This is a genomic window from Alkalispirochaeta alkalica DSM 8900, assembly GCF_000373545.1.
GTDB classification, from domain to species: Bacteria; Spirochaetota; Spirochaetia; order DSM-27196; family Alkalispirochaetaceae; genus Alkalispirochaeta; species Alkalispirochaeta alkalica.
This window is the reverse complement of the sequence record NZ_KB891747.1, coordinates 145110-162625: the sequence shown is the minus strand read 5'-3', so window position 1 is coordinate 162625 and position 17516 is coordinate 145110. Positions and strand designations below refer to the sequence as shown.

Below are 17516 nucleotides of genomic sequence, written 5' to 3'. Positions count from 1 at the left end.
GACACAAAGCCCCTCCTCCGGTATGATGGCCCTGTTCAGAAAATCCGGTTCAGGATAGCCAGCTGCAGGATAGCCGATTGCAGGATAGCCAGTTGCAGGATAGCCAGTTGCAGGATAGCCGATTGCAGGATAACGAGGAGGCGCCCGTGGAGATTGCCCTGGGAATCAATACAGATTACGTCGGTGACAGAGGAGCTCCCGGGCCCGCCCTGGAGGAGATCGCCCGGGCCGGCTTTTCCCACGTCATGTGGGGGCACCAATGGAACACCGATTTTCTCTACACGACTCCCGAGGTCCAGGCGATCGCCGTGGTCATGAAGAACCTGGGGCTCTCGCTGGTGGATATGCACGGTTCCAGCGGGGTAGAGAAGTGCTGGTATTCCCCCTGCGAGTACGAACGGCTGGCCGGGGTCGAACTGATCCGGAACCGGGTGGATATGACCGCTCTGCTGGGAGGCGATACCGTTGTCCTTCACCCCATGATCACCGATCCCTCCCGTATCGATCAGTGGCGTCTCCAGGGTGAAAAGAGCCTTCGCGAGCTGGAACGGTATGTCAGGAACAGCGGGGTCTCGCTGGTGCTGGAAAACCTCTTCCAGAGCGATCGCCTGGAGGAGCGGGACCTGACCCTCCAGGGGTTCGAGACGCTGGAATACTTCTTCGAACGCTTCGATCCGGGCTACCTTGATTTCTGCTGGGATACAGGGCACGCCTTTATTCTGGGGGATGAGGCCTTCCGCCGGTCCTGCGATCTCGCCCGCAGGCGCCTCAGGACGCTCCATTTGCACGATAATCGCGGGGATGCAGATCAGCATTCCCCGCCCCTCACCTGGGATTCCCCCTGGGACACCATCGCCGAAGTCATCGCCGCCTCTCCCTACCCGCCGGGAAAACCCCTCCTGCTCGAGGTCGATGTACGAACCAACGGGGGTGACTCCCGGGCCTTCCTGGCCGAGGCCCGGCGGAAAGGCGAGGATTTCGCGGCTCGTGTCTCCCTGGCTCGTGCATCCTCGGCTCGTGGTTCCTCGGCTCGTGGTTCAGGGGGGGAGCGGTGTCGGTAACCGCAATCCTTCTGGTGCTGGTCTCGGCGCTGGTTCACGCCGGGTGGAACCTCCTGGGGAAGCGGGACAGCGCGAACGGTGCCTATTTTTGCATGGCCAGCGCAACGGGGGCTATTCTGCTGCTCCCCCTGCTGTGGGTCTGGCGGAGCGCCGTGGGCCAGATCCCCCCCGTGGTCTGGTGGTATCTTCTGCCCACGGGGATCTTCCAGGGGCTCTATTTTGGAGGGCTCGCCGGGGCCTACCGGCGGGGTGATCTCTCTGTGGCCTACCCGGTGGCTCGGGCCTTTCCCGTCCTGATGGTTCCGCTCTTTTCTCTCATCCTGGCCTCTCTCCTCCTCGGGAACGGAGCTCCTCCGGGGAAACTGGCCCTGACAGGGATGATCGTGGTAACTCTGGGGCTCCTGGTATTGCCCCAGGAGCGTCTGGACCGGTTTTCGCCGGGCCATCTCTGGGGGAGGTGGATTTTCTACGCCTTCCTGGCAGGGCTGGGTACCACGGGCTATTCCCTGGTAGATGACCGGGCCCTGAGCGCTTTCAGGGCCGCCCTCTCGGGTGATATGGCTCGTCTTCAGGCGCCGCTCCTCTATGCGGCCCTGCAGTCAGCTTCCACAGCGGCGGTGCTGGCTTTTCTGGGCGTTCTCAGACAGGGTCCCCGGCGATTCGGCCGGTCTCTCCGTGCGCTCTGGGGAGGGTCGGCGTTTCTGGCCGGGGCAGCCATTGTGGTTGCCTACGGGCTGGTTCTGGTGGCCTACGGGTTTGCCCAGAACGTCTCCTATGTGGTGGCGTTCCGTCAGGTGAGCCTGCCCCTGGGAACGCTTATGGGCGTTGTGTTGCTCCAGGAGCGACTGACCCCGCCACGCCTGGTGGGTACGGTGCTCATTATCGCCGGGCTGGTTCTGGTCAGTCTGGGGTAGTCCGAGTCGGGAGATAGGGCCCATAGAGCTCTGCCCCCCGGGTTCTGCGGATCTCCCCCAGAGTGTCCCATATCTGTTGGGCCAGTTCGGGGTTCTTCCGGACAAAGCGGTGCGAGAGCATCAGGAAATAGTCCTTCTCCTCAAGAGGAATTTCCTCCTTCACGATGAGCTGAAACCGTTCGGGTCGGGCTGCCAGAATGGCATCGGCCGTCACCTCCTGGAGTACGGCGCCCTCCAGCCGGTTCAGAAGGATCATCTCCAGAGCGTTGGTCGTTCCCGGTACCTCCCGAGGGGCGTGGCCACGCCCCTCCAGATCCTGAACGATGGAATAGCCCAGGGGCGCCCCCAGAGCCGCCAGGGCCTCGGGAGTTCCCCGAAGGGACTCACCGTCCCACCGGAGCGACGAGTCCCGGTGCCGGTACAGAGCGTAGCGCAGGGTGGTGATACGCCGGTCTGGATCGGGAGGCCCCCGGTGGGTGCCGTCGGTGGTGGGGTACCAGCCCAGATGGAGCCTGTCCTCCCGGTAGCTGGCGTTGAAGATCCCGTCGTAGGTGCTGTTGCCCAGGCCGGCCAGATTTCTGGCCCAGGGAACCCGTACCATCGATATGCGCAGATGGGGAATTTCCTCGGCCAGAGTCTGAACCATCTCCACAGCAACGCCGGGCAGGCGGGGCAGAATATCCTCGGTGTTTCCCATGTAGTAGGGCGGTTGCTCCTTGTTCTCGTAGGAAATCAGGAGATGCAGCTCCTCCGAGGGTGCAACCGGCCCGATCGGGGCCAGGAGCAGAAAGACGAGGAGGGCGCTTCTCGGGAGGGCCCGTGACCCGGATATCTGTTCCACACTCCCAAGGTATCCCGATTTCTTCCAGGTATCAATTTCTCCCGCCGGGCGCCCATATGTTCTCCCGGCAGAGCGCCGGCGGAGGTATCCCCGGAGAACATTCCTGCTTCCTGTGTAAGCCGCTTCGAAACAGGCGTTCCAAGAACGCTCCCAACGTCTTCTCGAAAGACGATTTGAAAAAGAGCAGCTTTCTCCCTTACGCTGTATACAGGAAAGTAACAAAGGAGAGGTGCTCCCATGGCAGTAAACATGTCCATAAAGTTAAAGACCGCGACCTCCATCGGGATAATTCTGGTCTTTTCCTTCGCCCTTCTTATCGGGCTGGCGATGAACCAGGCCCGGAGAATTCTGGAGGAGGAAGTCTCCCGGGGCCTCCTCACAGCTGTAACCGAGGCTGAAAAGCTCACCCGGGAGCGCATGGGAAACTCCATCAGGGCCCTGGAATCTCTGGCGGCCCGAAGAATCGTTGACGACGACACCCCCTGGGAGGAAAAGATCCGGGCAATCCAGGAAGACCTGGACCGCCACGGCTACGAGCGCCTGGCTCTGGCCGACCCCTCCGGTGAGGCCGTAAGCTTTAATCGGGAGCGCACCACGGTGAATGTGGCCCAGCGGGAGTTCTTCCAGCTCGCTCTGGGGGGGCGACCGAATATATCGGATGTGCTCATAAGTCGGGCCACGGGTGACGCCGGGATCGTCGTGGCCGTTCCCGTTCTCCGCGAGGGCTCTGTATCGGGTGTTCTCTACGGGGTGATCGGGCAGTCTTCACTGAACGATATCGTGAGCGATTTCAGCTACGGCGAGACCGGCCAGGCCTTCGTCGTGAACGATTCTGCGGTCCTGACCGCCCACATTGAGATCGATCAGGTAATCGCCCAGCGGAACCTCCTGGAGGACGCCCGGGAAACCCCCGGCGACGAATCCTTTGCGAGATTTCTTGAGGAGGGAGTTCTCTCGGGCCAGGTGGGGGCGGGCCGGTACCAGCAGGGAGGGCGAGCCCTGGCGGCGGCCTACGCTCCCGTGGAAAACAGCAACTGGCACATGGTGATCACCGTGGAACGGGACGAAGCCCTCGGTTCGATCGCCAGATTGAGCAGAATCCTGATCATCCTGGGAATGATTTTCTTTGCCGGTGCCGTTCTCCCCGTTTACTTCGCCCTGAAGACCGCCCTCGCTCCCCTCGATGTTGCCGGAGCGGCGATCCGGGAGATCGCCCAGGGTGAGGCCGACCTCACGCGGCAGATCGATCTCGCCAGAAGCGACGAAATCGGCAAGCTCGTGGGGGATTTTAACACCTTCGTGGGAAAACTGCGGGGTATTATGGTTCAGCTCAAGGAAGCCCAGGGGACGCTGGCCACGGTGGGGGAAAACGTGGCTGCCACGGCCCAGGAATCGGCCGGAGCGACCGCAGAGATCCTGGCCAATATCGACAGCGTGCGCCGTCAGACGGAGAAACAGCTCGCCGGGGTCGACAATTCGGTGAGCGCCGTGGAGGAGATGGCAAAAAATATCGAGTCCCTGGACAGGATGATCTCTACCCAGGCCGCGGGGGTAACCCAGGCCTCGGCCTCGATTGAGGAGATGGTGGGAAACATCTCCTCCGTGAGCGCCTCGGTGGAAAAAATGTCCCAGCGCTTCCTCTCCCTGGTAAAGACCCTCGAGGCAGGCCAGGAAAAACAGAGCGCCGTGGAGGAGAAGGCCGGCCTCATCTCCAGCCAGTCCGAGCTCCTCCTCTCGGCCAACGAGATGATCTCCAACATCGCGGCCCAGACGAACCTCCTGGCGATGAACGCCGCCATCGAGGCCGCCCACGCCGGGGATGCGGGCCGGGGCTTTTCCGTGGTGGCCGGGGAAATCAGAAAGCTTGCCGAGACCTCAGCAAAGCAGTCCCAGACGATCGGCAACGAGTTGAGCAAGATCCGGGGGCTGATCGGGGAGGTTCTCGAGGCGTCCCAGGAATCGGGGGCCTCTTTTCACGATATCGTCGGCGGTATTCGGGACACGGAGGTGCTGGTTCGGGAGATCGATCAGGCCATGAAGGAGCAGGAACAGGGATCGAAGCAGATTCTGGAGGCCCTGCGCGATATCAACGATGTTACCTCCGAGGTCCAGTCGGGAGCATCGGAGATGACCGAAGGAAACGCCCTGGTCCTGTCATCCTCCCAGGAGCTGGCCTCCATGTCCAGGGAGATATCCCAGGCCATGGACGAGATGTCCGCCGGTGCAACCGAGATAAATCAGGCCTCGGAAGAGGTCGCCCGCCTCTCTGCCCGGAACAAGGAAGCGATCGGGCAGATGGAAGACACCATCGGACGTTTCACGGTCTAGCCCTTTCCGGTGCTGAAGGTTTGCAGGGGTGCCGCCGCTCCCCGGGGAGCGGCGGCAGGGGGCGTGCCCTGGACCGAATCAGTCCAGGTAGGCCTCCAGGGACTGCTGCCGGTAGAGGGCGCGGGGCATCTTCTCGGTGGTAACGTACCCTGCCGGTGCATTGATGACATCGGGGATCCTGTTCACCATGGTGGCACAGGTGAGTTCCACCGTGGAGGGGCGGGTGATCACCACCTGGGTTTCGGGCTCGCCCTGAAGGGTCCACTCGTTCCGGTCGCACTCGTCGGGGGCGTAGACCTTGCCGATGCACTCCGATTCGATGGTGACACCCTCTTTGGTCTCTGTCACCACCAGGGCGGACATTCCCGTGGCCTTTCCTGCGGGAATGGTCATCCCCAGGGTGGAGGAGTTGAGGTCCTCCTGACAGGTCTGGGGAACGCAGGTCTGGGTCTGTCTGGTCACGGTGAGTCCCAGTTGTGAGCAGAGCCAGCCGTTAACGTTCCACATATAGGAGGGGAGGAACGTCCCCTGGTCGATGAGCTTCTGCCGCTCCCCGTCGGAGATGTTATCGGCGCTGGCTATCTCTGCTGCGAACTCCTCCAGGGAGAGGCCTGCCCCGTGTCCCTTCGCGAGGGCGATACCGTAGTCCTCAACGTTATAGCTGGATTTACCTTTTATCTTCGTGATCCGATGGGTTGCCCCCGCCAGAGTGGTGATAAGGTTGCCCCAGAAGACATCCTGGTATCCCGTTCCGCAGATGGTACATCCCGTTTCCCGGGCGAGTCTGTCGATCTCTGCGGTAATGGTGGGGGCAGAGTTCCAGGGGAAGATCGCCTCTTCGCAGATTGTAATGGCGTTAATTCCGTTCCGCGCGCATATCAGCAGGGCCTCTTCCACGTCGCGGAGCAGGCTCATGGTGGTGACAAGGCAGACATCGGGCTTGATCCGCTTGAGCTCTTCCTCCGCCCGGGAGGCGTCCTGGACCACAACTCCTGCGGGACCCGAGCCGGTAATCTCGGAGATATCCTTCCCGACCACCTGGGGGTTCGCGTCAAAGGCTGCCACAAGGCGCGCGCCCTTTTCCTGGACATACCGCATGGTATAGACCGACATCTTCCCGCATCCGTACTGTGCTACCCGAATTCCCTGTTCCATAGTCTGAACTCCTTCCTTCGAACATGATCCGGCACGGTCCTCCCGTGCTCCAGAAGAAGGATAAAGGTTGTTCCTGCAATAAGGTCAAGGATTTCGTGAAAAAATTATAGAAAAGCCCCCGGGGCGGCTATTTCCGGAGTTCCACCGGAATCTGAAGCTTGATAAACATCTGCCGCTCCTCCTGCTCAAAGACGGGGAGTTCCGCCACCACCTCGCAGAGATAGTCCCCGGCGATCCGGCCCTTCTGTTCTTCCAGCGCCTGGAGGAGCTTTCCTGCGTAGGCCCGCTCCTTGTGAAAGCTGTCGCAGTAGATGCAGAGGAAGGTACCGGCGGGAATCGTCTCAAGGCGGTGTGTCTCGGGAAAGGGGGTATCCACAAAGAGAAAGATCTCCGTCGAGACGAACTCTCCCCGTTCCAGGCGTTCCCTGCGAAGGATAGACCCGACGTTGCAGAAGTATACCAGGGGGAGCTTTTTCAGCAGGATATGGCTCTTGAGCTCCCGGAGAATATACTCGTAGGTCTCGATGCCGTAATCGTAGATGTTCAACCCGCCATCGTAGCGGTAGATAGTGCGCTCCGGCAGGTATTCAAGAATGATCGTGCCGTCTCCGGGGCCGGATCGGTATCGCCGCAGATTTTCGAGCTCCCGCAGAACCGCCTTCTTTGTGGTCTGGAGCTGGCGAATCTGGTGGCTCAGGTTTCGGCATTGCCGTTCCAGCAGGTCCTGGATAACAGCGGGATCTTTTTTTTCGAGCTGTTCCTGGATCTCGGTGAGATTCATTCCCAGGGACTTCATGTGCTGGATCATATCCAGCCGGGCCGATTGCTTTATGCTGTAGTAGCGGTATCCGTTGGCAGGATCCACCAGCTCGGGCGTGAGGAGCCCCAGTTTTTCGTAGTACCGCAGGGTCTGGGCCGAGATGCTGTTGATTCGGGCCATGTCGCCCACCCGGAGCAGGTTCATGGCGCCACGAGGTGTCCGACCAGGTCCCAGCGCTGGCGCACCCGGAGGAAATGGTTCTCTGAACCGGGGAAGGCCGAGAAGTCCACCCGCGAGACCTCCCTCATCAGGCTCTGGAGCTCGGGGATTCGGGCAAGGTGAAGTTCCACCAGTTCTGCCTGGTCCGGGGAAAGCTCCGTCAGGATCATCCCGAAGTGCAGCCCGTAGAGCTTGCCCGGAGAAAGGCCGATCGAGGGAGGGGCGAAGACCGGGGTGAAGGTGATTGATCGATCTCCCCGGGCTGGCTGGTAGAGCACCGTCGTTTCATCGGCCGGCGTAACGGGCAGGATCATGTGGCTTGTCAGGAAGGAGGGGAGGTGATGAACTTCCAGGGGCCGCAGCCCCTGGAGCATGCGGTCAAAGTGATAGCGACAGGAAAAATAGCGCAGCGCGTCCCCCCGGGTAAGGGTGAACTCCCGGGGATCATCGCGTGAAAAGGAGGCAAACTCCGCACAGAGCTGGAGCGGCGTTTTTACGGGGTTCTGTGCCGCAGCCTCCAGAAAGGGCTCCAGGGGAAGGGGGTGATCCTCCCGGCGTTCCCGGGGCGGCACCCGCCCCAGCGCGGTAAAGAGAGCCTGGTCCGTCTCGGGTGTCACGGGGCACTGGCAGCTTATTGTCCCGTAGAGTACGGTGCGCACCGCACCGTATTCGATCATGATTCCCATGGTTCCTCCCCATACAGGTGTGCATCGCCTGGCTATAGGCCCCGATTCTACCTGACAGGCCGGGAGTAATCAATTAATTCTGTCAGGACCGGATTTCTTCGGGGTTCGCATTGACGCAGACCCCGCATCCGGTGTTTTTAGTAAGAACGATTTACACGAGAGAAATTACACAGGACAAATTACACAGGACAAAATGACAAGTCATACAAGAAACGAGACGATCCGCAATGTTGCAATTATCGCCCACGTAGACCACGGCAAGACAACCCTGGTGGACGCCATGTTCCGGCGGGCGGGGGTTTTTCGCGAGGGCCAGATCCTGGAAGAACGGCTCATGGACCGGATGGATCTGGAACGCGAGCGGGGCATTACCATCGCAGCCAAGAACTGCGCCGTCACCTGGAAGGGGATCAAGATCAACATCATCGATACCCCGGGCCACGCCGATTTCGGCGGCGAGGTTGAGCGGGCTCTCTCCATGGTGGACGGGGCGATCCTGCTGGTGGACTCCGCCGAGGGGCCGCTCCCCCAGACACGGTTCGTCCTGAACAAGACACTGGAGGCCGGCATGCCGGTCATCGTGGTAATTAACAAGATCGATCGGGGCGATGCGCGTCCCCAGGCGGTGCTCTCCGAGATATCAGACCTCTTTATCGATCTCGATGCAACGGAAGAACAGTACGATTTCCCCCTCCTCTACGCGATTGCCCGGGACGGGATCGCCCAGCTTGATCTGGAAGAAGAGGGAACAACCCTCGATCCTCTGCTCGACGCGATTGTTACGGAGATTCCCGGGCCCGTCATTCGGGAGGACAAGCCCTTTCAGATGCTCGTCTCCGACCTGGGCTACTCCGATTATCTGGGTCGCCTGGCTATCGGCAGAATCTACAATCAGGGCCTGAAAGCCTCGGAGGCCCTCGTCCGCCTGGACGACAAGGGTCAGAGTACTCCCCTGAGGGTGAGTAAACTCCAGGTATACCAGGGAATATCCATGGCCGATGCCGATCATATCCAGCCGGGGGACGTAGTTATTCTGGCAGGTATAGAGGATGTGCACATCGGGGACACGATCTGCACCGCCGCCGCTCCCAGGGCGATGAGGAGAATCACCGTCGACGAGCCCACGGTGGCGATGCTCTTCATGCGTAACAGCGGCCCTCTGGCGGGCAAGGAGGGGCGGTTTGTGCAGTCCACGCGGATTGGCGAGCGCCTCAAGAAGGAGACCCTCCGGAACGTCTCCCTGGTGGTAGAACCCTCCGAGGGGGGCGAGGGCTTTCTGGTAAAGGGCCGTGGCGAGTTCCAGATGGCAATTCTTATCGAGCAGATGCGGCGTGAAGGGTTCGAGCTCTGTGTGGGCCGTCCCCAGGTGATCATGCGGACCCGCGATGGGGTAAAAGAGGAGCCCGTGGAACGCCTCTTTATCGACTGCGCCGACGAGTACGTGGGGATCGTCACCGAGAAGATCAGCCTCCGGAAGGGGCGCATGGTGAACCTGGTGAACCACTCCCGGGGCCGGACCCGCCTGGAGTTTTCGATCCCCAGCCGCGGTCTGATCGGTTTTCGTGACGAGCTGCTCACCGACACCCGGGGAACGGGTATCATGAACGCCTACCTGGAAGGCTACGAACCCTACCGGGGCGACTTCCCCTCGCGGGCCACGGGGTCTCTCATCTCGGACCGGGCGGGCAGCGCCGTGCCCTACGCGCTCTTTAATCTGGAGCCTCGGGGCCAGATGTTCCTTGGAGCGGGCGACCCCGTTTACGAGGGAATGGTCGTGGGAGAACACAACCGGGATAACGATCTGGATGTAAATCCCTGCAAGACCAAGAAGCTTTCCAATGTCCGGGCCGCCGGGCGCGACGATAACGTGGTTCTCACGCCGCACCGTGTCATGACTCTGGAGATGGCCCTGAACTTTATTCGCGACGACGAGATCGTGGAGGTCACCCCCTCATCGTTACGCATCAGGAAAATGGTGCTGGCCGCCACCGAGCGAAAACGGGCGCGGTGAGGCCAGCACCGGGGGGGCGGTGAAATGAAAATCAGAAGGAGCGGTTCAGGCGCCAGTATACCTCGTTCCAGCGCAACTGCTCCCGCAGGTGCCGTATTTCGGTATTCTCGTCAATGAGAATGAGTTCCAGCCCTGCGATCTCGGCGTAGTCCTCCATCATCTCGGGAGTTACGGCCTGGCTGTATCCCGTATGGTGGCTTCCACCGGAATAAATCCAGGCCGTTGCTGCTGTAGCCAGATTCGGTCTGGGGATCCACACCGTACGCGCGACAGGGAGGTTCGGCAGACCCTCATCGGGCTGAACCGCATCCACCCTGTTGACGATAAGCCGGAGGCGGTTGCCCAGATCAACAAGGGAGGCATTCAGGGCCGACCCTTGGGCAGTATCAAAGACGAGCCTGACGGGGGCCTCCTTTCCCCCGATGCCCAGAGGATTAATCTTCAGCAGGGGTTTCCCCTCGGCGATCGAGGGGCAGATCTCCAGCATGTGAGAGCCCAGCACCCGTTCCCGCCCCGGTTCAAAGTGATAGGTNTAATCCTCCATGAAGGAGGTCCCTCCAGCCAGCCCTTCCCCCATCACCTTCATGGCTCGGACGAGGGCGGCGGCTTTCCAGTCCCCTTCGGCGCCAAAACCGTATCCATCTGCCATAAGCCGCTGTACGGCGAGGCCCGGGAGTTGATCAAGGCCGGCCAGATTCTCAAAGGTATCGGTAAAACCACAGAAATCACCTGCTTCGAGGAATGAGCGGAGACCCAGTTCCTGACGGGCGGCGTAGCGGAGAGAGTCCCGACAGTCTCCCCCCTCCCGGAGTTCGGGGGCGAGGCAGTACTCCTCCTCGTAGTGTTGCAGAAGGATCTCCAGATCGCTTTCCTGAACATCCTCGAGATGGGCAACAAGATCAGACAGACCGTAGCCGTTCACGGAGTACCCCAGCTGAATCTCCGCTTCGACCTTGTTTCCTTCGGTAACTGCAACATTGCGCATATTGTCGCCGAAGCGGGCAATGCGGGCTCCTTGCTGATCGGCCCAGGCTGCTGCAGCCCGGCTCCAGACGCCGATCTGTTCCTGCATTGTGGCATCGCTCCAGTGGCCGGTAACCACCTTTCTACGCAACCCCATTCGGGATGCGATAAATCCAAACTCGCGTCCCCCGTGGGCAGACTGGTGCAGATTCATATAGTCCATATCGATAGAACTCCAGGGGATATCCCGGTTGAACTGCGTGTGGAAGTGGAGGAGCGGTTTCGAGAGATTTCTGAGCCCGCGGATCCACATCTTCGCTGGTGAGAAGGTGTGCATCCAGAGAATAACTCCCAGACAGGAATCATCTTCCGATGCCTGCGCCAGGTGGGACGCGATCTCATCGGCGGTGGTAAGAACCTTGCGGAAACTCACCCCTGTGGGGATAAGCGGGCTCTGATCGAGTTCGCGGGCAATGCGGCGGGCATTCTCCTGGACCTCCTTGAGGGGGCCGGGACCGTAGAGATGCTGACTGCCACAGAAGAGCCAGAGCTTTTTTGATTCGTAGGTCCTGGATAACGGGGATCTCTGTTTCATGGTGTTTCTCCTGTTGTGCCAGAATATTCGGGGTGGAAGGGTAAATTTTCCCGCATCATAAGATCGATAGGAATGCGATCAGCCACCGGGACCGGCTCATTAAGCACCGTTGATCGGTAGAGTGCGTAGAAAGCTTTGTAGCCCTGATTCTCCGGGTGTTGATTCATGATGAAATCGACAGAACCGTCGATCAGACACTGCACATTCTCGGCGATCAGATCGTATCCGATTATCCGGGGGGTGAACCCTCGGGGGAGCAGGCTCACAATCTTGTGGGAGGCCGAGTTTGTCACAAAGATTCCTGCCACGTCCCTGCGCTCTTCGAGCCAGTGGGGCAGGAGTTTCCACTGGTCATCCGAGGCAAGGTTCAGATGATCGAGGCGGGCCTGCCTGGTTTTCTTGCCGGGGGTGGTGGTGGAGAAATAGTTCTCGAATCCCTGCCGGCGGAGCTGCAGGTGATGAGAGCTCATCCCGGGCGTAACAGTAAGAAAGGTCTTTTTCTCGCAAAGAATGTCGAGCAACTTTCCTGCTATGTAGCCGCTCTCCAAACTGTCCGCAGAGATCGTGGTCAACACCGGCGCCCCGGGCAAGGTTCCGTCGATGATGACAACGGGACGAGGCTTCAGCTCTTCCACAAGTTTTCGGGAGGCCCCTTCGATGGTGGGAGCCAAAATAATCCCGCCGGGTTCCTGATGGACCAGCCCCGCTGTGGCTCTCAGAAAGGAATCGGAGCTGAACCGATCGTAATATATGAACTCGACTTCAACGTAGTGATGAGCAAGTTCGGCAGCTGCCTTCTGGATTCCCCGTACAACCCATCTCCAGTAGCCGCTATCCTGGTTCGGGAAGGGAAGCAGCCCGACGAAGACACGCGGGGTGGCTCTGGAAAGATTGCTTGCCGCACGGTTAGGGGCAAAATCCAGGCTCCGGGCGGCCTCAAGAACACGGCTGGCTGTCTCGGGTGCTACCCGTCCGCGCTTGTGCAGGACGCGATCAACGGTTCCGATGGAAACGCCGGCAACCTGGGCGACATCTTTCATTGTAGGTTTGTCCCTTCCCCGGGGCTTTGTCGGGTCGTGATCGCTCCAGGATTTTTCCATTCTCTTCTGCTATCTCCTTTGCGTTAACGGTAACACATCGTGGGGGTTATTTTCGATTCGTATTCGAATAATGTCAAGATATTTCTTTACAACCATTCGTGTGTGCGTTATCGTTAACGCATAGCTTTATCAAGTCTTTTTCCGTAGAGGAGGGTTTTCGTGAAATACACAGTGGGTTTGGATTATGGGACCAACTCGGTAAGGGCGGTTCTGGTTCAGCTTTCGGATGGTGCCGAGATCGCCACAGAGATATGGGGGTACGCCCACGGAGACCAGGGTGTAATTCTGGATAAGGGAGATCCGAACCTGGCCCGCCAGCACCCCCGGGATTACCTGGAGGGGGCAGAGCGCACACTCCAGGGAGTAGTTCGCTCTGCTGTGAACAACCACGGGATAGATCCGGGCGACATAATCGGGATAGGGGTTGATACGACAGGAAGCACGCCCATGCCGGTTCAGAGAGATCTCTCTCCCCTGACTGATCTTCCGCACCAGAAAGATAACCCCACGGTCATGGCCTGGCTCTGGAAGGATCACACATCCATGAAAGAAGCCCGGGAGATAACAGAGACGGCTCGCTCCAGGCGACCGCATTTTCTCGCCAAGACGGGAGGGATTTATTCCTCTGAATGGTTCTGGGCAAAAATCTGGAGAGCGTATCTGGATGATTCCGGGGCGCTCGACAATGCCTGGACATGGATGGAGATTGCTGACTGGATTCCCTCGCAGCTTGCAGGAATAACCGACCCCGGCGCGGTGAAACGTTCCATCTGTGCAGCGGGGCACAAGGGGCTCTTCCACAGGGATTGGGGCGGATACCCCGATCAGGAGTTTTTGGCCTTGCTCCATCCCGCGCTGGTCAAAGTTCGGGAGACTCTCCCCGATGAGGCCTGGACGGCAGACGTTCTCGCGGGAACTCTGAGCGCGGAATGGTCCGGGAGAACAGGGATTCCCGAGGGGACGCCCATCGCCGTGGGGGCCTTCGACGCCCACCTGGGGGCAGTGGGATCAGGAATAAAAGAGGGGAGCCTTGTCAAAATTGTGGGCACTTCCACCTGCGATATTATGATAACCCGTGATGACGGGGGTGTTCCCGACATTCCCGGGATCTGCGGCATCGTTCCCGGGTCGGTCATTCCCGGCTACGCAGGAATCGAAGCGGGCCAGAGCGCCGTTGGGGATATTTTTAACTGGTTTGTGGAGAAGATCTGTCCCGGTGGTGCAGAGAAGGGAACCCATCAGGCTCTCACGGAGGGGGCGGAGGCGCTTCTTCCTGGAGAGAGTGGCCTGCTGGCTCTGGACTGGCATAACGGAAACCGTACTGTTCTTGTCGATCAGGGGCTTACCGGATCGCTTCTCGGTTTGACCTTGCATACTTCTCCCGCTGAAATCTATCGAGCTCTGGTGGAATCCACCGCCTTCGGAGCCCGGAGGATCGTTGAGCAGATCGAACAGTACGGACAGAAGATAGATGAAGTTGTGAACTGCGGTGGAATCTCCGTCAAGAACACCCTGGTCATGCAGATCTATGCCGATGTCCTCAACCGCCCCATGAAGATATCTCGAAGCACGCAGACTCCTGCCCTCGGGTCAGCCATCGCTGCAGCAGTGGCGGCCGGTTCCGACAGGGGTGGATACGATGATTTCTTTACTGCCATGGAAGAGATGACAGGCACAATGGATCGGGTTTTCGAGCCTCTTCGTGAGAATGTCGAGATCTACGAAGAACTGTACAGGCTGTATTGTGACATCCACGATGCATTTGGTACAAAGCAGGGGCAAAAAGACCTTTTTCACGTTATGAAGGAGCTTCTGGACCTTCGGGGTATCTCAAAAAACCGCGCTGCAGNAAAGGATCGAGCGGCCAGTTCATGAAGTACGAAAAGATTAGGAGAGAGGCCTTCGACGCCAATNTTCAGATTGTGGATGCCGGTCTCGTGCTCCTGACCTGGGGGAACGCCAGTGTGCGTGACCCCGGGGAAGAGGTGTTCGCAATAAAGCCCAGTGGCGTTTCGTATCAGGACCTCACGGCTGATATGATGGTGGTGGTGAGTATCGAGTCCGGCGAGGTGGTGGAGGGGAGCCTTCGCCCCTCCTCGGATACCCCCACCCACGCAGAACTATACCGGCGATTCTCCCGGATCGGCGGTGTGGTGCATACGCACAGCTATTATGCCGTGGCTTTTGCCCAGGCCAGGCGCGATATTCCCCTCCTGGGGACAACCCACGCCGATCATTTTCGCTTTCCCATCCCCGTGACCAGGGATATGACGTCCCGTGAAGTGGAGGGGGCCTACGAGAAAAATACGGGTGCCCTCATTGTGGAGACCTTCGAGAAGCGGAGCCTGGATCCGCTCGTGGTTCCCGGGGTGCTGGTTGCCAGTCACGGCCCCTTCGCCTGGGGGCGAGACGGGAAATCGGCGGTGGAAAATGCTGTTGTTCTGGAGGCCGTCGCCCGGATGGCCTGCGAATCCCGGTTGATTAACCCCGATGCCCTGCCTGCCCCGGCCTGTCTGACGGAGAAGCATTTTCTCCGGAAGCACGGGCCTGGGGCATATTATGGTCAGCAATAGCGAGGTCCAGGATTCTTTCCCGGGTGGATTCTGCCCGGGAAAGTTCCCCGGCAATTCGCCCCTGTGAAAGCACAAGGGTTCGATCAGCCATCCCGAGAATCTCGTCGATTTCCGAACTGAAGAGGATCAGGGAGGCTCCCTTCGAGACGAGATCGTCGATGGCATTATAGATGTCCACTTTTGCAGCCACATCAATTCCTCGGGTTGGTTCATCGAGGAGAAAGATCTTTGGTCGGTTCATGAAGGCTCTGGCAAGGATAATTTTCTGCTGGTTCCCTCCCGAATAGCGTTGTACCGCGTCAGCAGGGTCTCCCGGTCTGATCGAAAAACGACGGGTATAGCTTGAGATTCGGTCAAGAAGCGTATTCTGATCGATCCCGTGGGGTGTCATGAAGCGGGCCAGACTGGAGACGGACATGTTGACTGACAGGGAATGGTAGGGGAAGAGGGCCTCTTCGATACGGTTTTCCGGGACCAGCGCTATTCCGAGGGCCAGGGCCCTGGCGGGATCCCTGATGATTTGCTCTTTTCCCGAAACAAAAATGCGTCCCCCCTCCAGAGGATGTTCTCCGGCCAGACAGTGGGCGAGGCGGGTGCGGCCCGACCCCATGAGTCCGGTTATTCCGAGGATCTCTCCCTGGCCGAGGGAAAAAGAGACATCGGAAAGCACGGGCGGACTTCTCAGATCCTTTACGGTCAGGATGGTTTTCCCTTTTCTCCCTGGTGTCCGGGGATAGCGGCGGCGCGATTTTTCCCCTGTCATCAGATGAATCAGGGTGCTCTTGTCGACGTGCTGAACTGCGCTGGTGGCGACCCGTCGGCCCCCGTGAAGCACCGTGACTCTGTCAGCGATCTTCTGGATCTCATCGAGGCGGTGGGAGATGTAGATGACCCCGGATTTTTTCTCCCGCAGCCTGGCGATGATGGAAAATACCACGGACCGCTCCGCCTCTGACATGGCCGAGGTAGGCTCGTCGAAGATGTAGAGCTTCGCCGGTGTTGCCAGAGTTTTCGCCACCGCCACGAGCTGTTTCTCGGCGTATCCCAGGGTCCCCAGAAGGAGTGATGGGTCCAGGGAGATTCCGGTTTGAGAGAANAGTTCCCGGCATCTGATCATGGTTTGCAGGTGTGAATAGCGGACCGCTTCAGTGGTGAAAAATATATTTTCCGCTACCGAGAGATTGTCAAAGAGTTGCAAATCCTGGTGCTGGTAGACGATTCCGGCACGCCGGGCNGCGCCGATGGAAGAGAGTGCCAGCTCTTCTCCTCCCAGAAGTATGCTTCCCGTATCAGCACTCTCGAACCCGGAGATCAATTTCATCAGAGCCGATTTGCCNGACCCGTTTTCGCCGATCACGGCATGGACCTCTCCTTCCAGGACCGTCATGTTCACCCTGGAAATGAGAAAGCCGTTGCTGTACCGGCGGGTAAGGTTTCTGACTTCCAGAAGGGGTGTCACAGGCTTCCCTCAAAGGCGTTGACAGCGGTGAAAACGGTGATGTTCTCTGAAAACAGGCGATTCTTCTCGCTATCGGGAAGAGAAGGGTCCGTTACGACAGCTTCCGCCAGGTGAATCGAGGCAAATCTGAAAAAGGCCCCCCGGCCGAAGCGGTTTGCCGGGCAGACCAGTACCGACTTAGCTGCAGATTTTGCTGCCGATGAGATCAGGTTTGCCCGTTGCTCGTTGGTTACCGTAAGCTGGAGTTGCTGGTTTACGGCATCGACCTCGAAAAAGAGGATGTCCACATGGTAGCGGAGGAGATTTTCCTGCGCTACTGCCCCGTATACTGCCTCTCCCTGGTCGTTCAGATCCCCTCCCAGGAGTACAGCCCGATTCGACTTCTGCCGTGCCACCAGGGAGGCAATTTTAAGATCGTTGGTGAGAACGGTTATACCCGACCGGGCTTGCAGCCCTTCGGCGATCCTGAAATTGATCGGCCCGTCGGCAAGAAATACCACGGCGTTGTCCAGGACAAGGCGCAGACACAGGGCCGCAAGTTCCGGGTCAGGATCATCGTCGCTGCGATTGTAGTCGGAGAGAACCAGGGAAGGGTCCTGGATTGTCTGTGTGTCCTTGAGTAGTGCCCCGCCGTGAGTCCGGGTGAGAAAACCTTCCTCTTCCAGTTTCACAAGGTCCCGGCGAACTGTGACTTCCGATACAGCCAGAAGGGTGCTGAGGGTGCTGACCTCTGCCTGCCGGTGGTTTAGGAGATACTCCTTGATGATGCGAAGCCGTTCCAGTGCAAACATGCAGCCATTATAGCAGATTTTTTTTCTTGACCGTAGTCGTAAGTGGTGCTAGTGTAATGA

General features: G+C 59.2%; 14 protein-coding genes. 6 read left to right on the top strand and 8 right to left on the bottom strand.

Annotated features, from left to right (window positions below; genetic code table 11):
- Positions 1 to 77: 77 nt before the first annotated feature.
- Positions 78 to 1061, top strand: coding sequence for a sugar phosphate isomerase/epimerase family protein (locus tag B071_RS0112860; protein ID WP_157703226.1), 984 nt, complete (start codon positions 78 to 80; stop codon positions 1059 to 1061).
- Positions 1052 to 1975 carry an EamA family transporter gene (locus B071_RS0112855; RefSeq protein WP_018527481.1) on the top strand — a complete coding sequence of 308 codons (924 nt, stop codon included), beginning with the start codon at positions 1052 to 1054 and terminating at the stop codon, positions 1973 to 1975. Before B071_RS0112860 ends, B071_RS0112855 begins: the two co-directional genes overlap by 10 nt.
- Here the strand turns inward: B071_RS0112855 and B071_RS17665 are convergent.
- The gene (locus B071_RS17665; RefSeq protein ID WP_018527480.1) at positions 1962 to 2816 is read right to left on the bottom strand and encodes a substrate-binding periplasmic protein; all 855 of its coding nucleotides are present in this window, start codon (positions 2814 to 2816) and stop codon (positions 1962 to 1964) included. The genes B071_RS0112855 and B071_RS17665 overlap by 14 nt on opposite strands.
- A gap of 237 nt (positions 2817 to 3053) precedes the next feature.
- Between B071_RS17665 and B071_RS0112845 the strand changes: the two genes are divergently transcribed.
- Positions 3054 to 5144, top strand: a complete 2091-nt coding sequence (locus B071_RS0112845) for a methyl-accepting chemotaxis protein (RefSeq protein WP_083914954.1) — start codon at positions 3054 to 3056, stop codon at positions 5142 to 5144.
- 78 nt (positions 5145 to 5222) lie between these two features.
- Here the strand turns inward: B071_RS0112845 and B071_RS0112840 are convergent, their stop codons facing one another.
- From B071_RS0112840 to B071_RS0112830, 3 genes are all read right to left on the bottom strand, one after another.
- The gene (locus B071_RS0112840; RefSeq protein WP_018527478.1) at positions 5223 to 6299 is read right to left on the bottom strand and encodes an NAD(P)H-dependent amine dehydrogenase family protein; all 1077 of its coding nucleotides are present in this window, start codon (positions 6297 to 6299) and stop codon (positions 5223 to 5225) included.
- Positions 6300 to 6426: 127 nt separating this feature from the next.
- The gene (locus tag B071_RS0112835) at positions 6427 to 7263 is read right to left on the bottom strand and encodes a MerR family transcriptional regulator (protein ID WP_018527477.1); all 837 of its coding nucleotides are present in this window, start codon (positions 7261 to 7263) and stop codon (positions 6427 to 6429) included.
- Positions 7260 to 7964: a hypothetical protein gene (locus B071_RS0112830; RefSeq protein ID WP_018527476.1), complete on the bottom strand. Its 705-nt coding sequence runs from the start codon at positions 7962 to 7964 to the stop codon at positions 7260 to 7262. The genes B071_RS0112835 and B071_RS0112830 overlap by 4 nt, the downstream gene beginning before the upstream one ends.
- A gap of 193 nt (positions 7965 to 8157) precedes the next feature.
- Here B071_RS0112830 and typA point away from each other — a divergent pair, with 193 nt between their 5' ends.
- Entirely contained in the window at positions 8158 to 9975 is a 1818-nt protein-coding gene (gene typA, locus B071_RS0112825; protein ID WP_018527475.1) for a translational GTPase TypA, read from the top strand.
- Between the two features lie 31 nt (positions 9976 to 10006).
- On the opposite strand, the gene araA is transcribed toward typA, so the two are convergent.
- Both araA and B071_RS0112815 read right to left on the bottom strand, forming a co-directional pair.
- Positions 10007 to 11533 (bottom strand): L-arabinose isomerase, encoded by a 1527-nt coding sequence (araA, locus tag B071_RS0112820; RefSeq protein WP_018527474.1) that lies wholly within the window; start codon positions 11531 to 11533, stop codon positions 10007 to 10009.
- The gene (locus B071_RS0112815; RefSeq protein ID WP_215730301.1) at positions 11530 to 12573 is read right to left on the bottom strand and encodes a substrate-binding domain-containing protein; all 1044 of its coding nucleotides are present in this window, start codon (positions 12571 to 12573) and stop codon (positions 11530 to 11532) included. The genes araA and B071_RS0112815 overlap by 4 nt, the downstream gene beginning before the upstream one ends.
- A 219-nt stretch (positions 12574 to 12792) precedes the next feature.
- On the opposite strand from B071_RS0112815, the gene B071_RS0112810 reads away from it, so the two are divergent.
- A complete protein-coding gene (locus tag B071_RS0112810) occupies positions 12793 to 14508 on the top strand; it encodes a ribulokinase (protein ID WP_018527472.1) in 1716 nt (571 codons plus the stop codon).
- Positions 14505 to 15206, top strand: a complete 702-nt coding sequence (araD, locus tag B071_RS0112805) for an L-ribulose-5-phosphate 4-epimerase AraD (RefSeq protein ID WP_018527471.1) — start codon at positions 14505 to 14507, stop codon at positions 15204 to 15206. Before B071_RS0112810 ends, araD begins: the two co-directional genes overlap by 4 nt.
- Here the strand turns inward: araD and B071_RS17660 are convergent.
- Both B071_RS17660 and B071_RS0112795 read right to left on the bottom strand, forming a co-directional pair.
- On the bottom strand, positions 15115 to 16593 hold the full coding sequence (locus B071_RS17660; protein ID WP_438829710.1) for a sugar ABC transporter ATP-binding protein: 1479 nt from the start codon (positions 16591 to 16593) through the stop codon (positions 15115 to 15117). The genes araD and B071_RS17660 overlap by 92 nt on opposite strands.
- 68 nt (positions 16594 to 16661) lie before the next feature.
- On the bottom strand, positions 16662 to 17456 hold the full coding sequence (locus tag B071_RS0112795) for a DeoR/GlpR family DNA-binding transcription regulator (RefSeq protein WP_018527469.1): 795 nt from the start codon (positions 17454 to 17456) through the stop codon (positions 16662 to 16664).
- Between the last annotated feature and the right edge of the window lie 60 nt (positions 17457 to 17516).